The organism is Clostridium sp., from assembly GCF_030532265.1.
In the GTDB taxonomy this organism is placed as follows: domain Bacteria; phylum Bacillota; class Clostridia; order Clostridiales; family Clostridiaceae; genus Clostridium.
In genome coordinates this window covers 1-1,860 of the sequence record NZ_JAUNLM010000126.1, presented here as the reverse complement: position 1 = coordinate 1,860, position 1,860 = coordinate 1, and the positions used below count along the sequence as shown (strand labels likewise).

The 1,860-nt window shown below is 21.2% G+C and carries 1 protein-coding gene; it reads right to left on the bottom strand.

Annotation, left to right across the window (positions count from 1 at the left end; genetic code table 11):
* Positions 1–56: 56 nt before the first annotated feature.
* The gene (locus Q4E08_RS12110; protein ID WP_303131286.1) at positions 57–1,694 is read right to left on the bottom strand and encodes a 6-pyruvoyl-tetrahydropterin synthase-related protein; all 1,638 of its coding nucleotides are present in this window, start codon (positions 1,692–1,694) and stop codon (positions 57–59) included.
* Positions 1,695–1,860 lie beyond the last annotated feature (166 nt).

Sequence of the window (1,860 nt, the reverse complement as noted above, 5' to 3'; positions counted from 1 at the left end):
TCAATAAAAGCTGTATAAAAAAATGAGAAGTTATTTTAAAATAACTTCTCATTTTTTTATTTATAACATTTATTTATTTTTCTAAAATATATAACTAAACAAATTAAAGTGAACATAGTTATAAAATATCCCAATTTCATTAAATTAGTACCACTATAATCAACTACTAATTTGCCTTCTTTTATATCACCTATATTAACTCTTACATACATATCTTTATTATTCTCTACTTGCCCATACTCTGTTTTAGTTCCATCTATTGATACTACTTTAAAATTATATCCTTTATAATATAATAACGGTAAATCTATATAAGAATCTTTTCTACTAACCTTATAATATAAACTAATATAAGGACCTTTTTTAATGTAATTACTATACCTAAAATTCTTATCATTACTTGTAACTATATTACCACGTTTTTTTATTTTTTCTATACTTGCACCTTCTGGTAAATATTCTTTACCAGCTCCTATAAACTCACTATACTTAGTAGAAAATTTATTAAAATCTACATTTTTTCTTATATAGTATTTATTATATATTATTAAATTCAAAATAGAAAATAATACTATAGTTATTATAATAAAATACTTTCTTTTTTCCTTAAATATACTATTTATACTATATCCTGATACAAATGAAAGTAATGGAGTTGATATTAGTCCCATTCTCCATGCAAATTGAATATTATTAAACAAAGTAAAATGATTACAAATTTCTTTTAGGAACGGAGTTTTTATTGTTAATATTAAAGATAATCCTCCAACTAAAAAACATGTTAAAACAAATAAATTATTTTTCTTCTTTATTATTAAAATAATATATAATAATGATAATATAACTAGTATTATTCCAACAAAAAACCTCGAGTTTCTATTAAAGGTCAAAATATCATTTATTGATACAGATCTATCATATGCAAAAGGTTTTGATTCCTGAATATTAAACTTACTTAATATCATTTGTTCTATTATTGGTATCCAAGTATAAGCAGTTATCAACAATGTTATAATTGCAGAAACCAAGGAATATAAAATCCTTTTTGGATCTTTTATAATTTTTTTTATATTTATAATATAAATTAATATACACATAATTATTACTAAAAATACTGATAAAAGATGTGATAAAATTATACCAGATATCCCCGCAGTAAGTATGTACCATTTTTTATAATCTCTATATAATAATTCATAAACTCCTAATAATATTATAGGAATAAATATAAAAGAAATATATTCTCCAACAGCTGCTCTAAAATATAAATCAGTTATTTTATATTGAGCAAAAATATATATTACAGTAGAGTATAATGCTATATTTTTGCTATTTGATATTTTTTTAATACAAATAAACATTGTAAAAGTTGATGCTAATGTACATAATGATAAAAATATACCATATGAAATTCTAAGATTAATTCCTATAAAATTCAAAAAAGCTGGAATATATAGTAATAAATCCGGATAGAATATTCCATTAGCATATCCATATCCATATAACGAGTCAGGCATTATATTAACCGGTATATGACCATATGTAATTGAATTTTTTATATCAGCAATCCTAAGAAGATGAAAATAATAATCATCACCTCTAATTACAGGATTTATAAATAAAGGTATTATTGTTATTATAGTAAGTATTATAAGTATTAAATATATATTATAAGTTTTACCTTTTCTTATCAAAAGCCTTCCTCCTCAACATAACATTAGTATACAAAATGTTATTCAAAATTAACTATAATAATCTTAAAAAGCTAATAATAGTATATAAATATTCTATTATTAGCTTTGTTTAATTTATTTACACTTATCTAATATCATATCAGCTAAGTTATGAGCTAGCTTATCT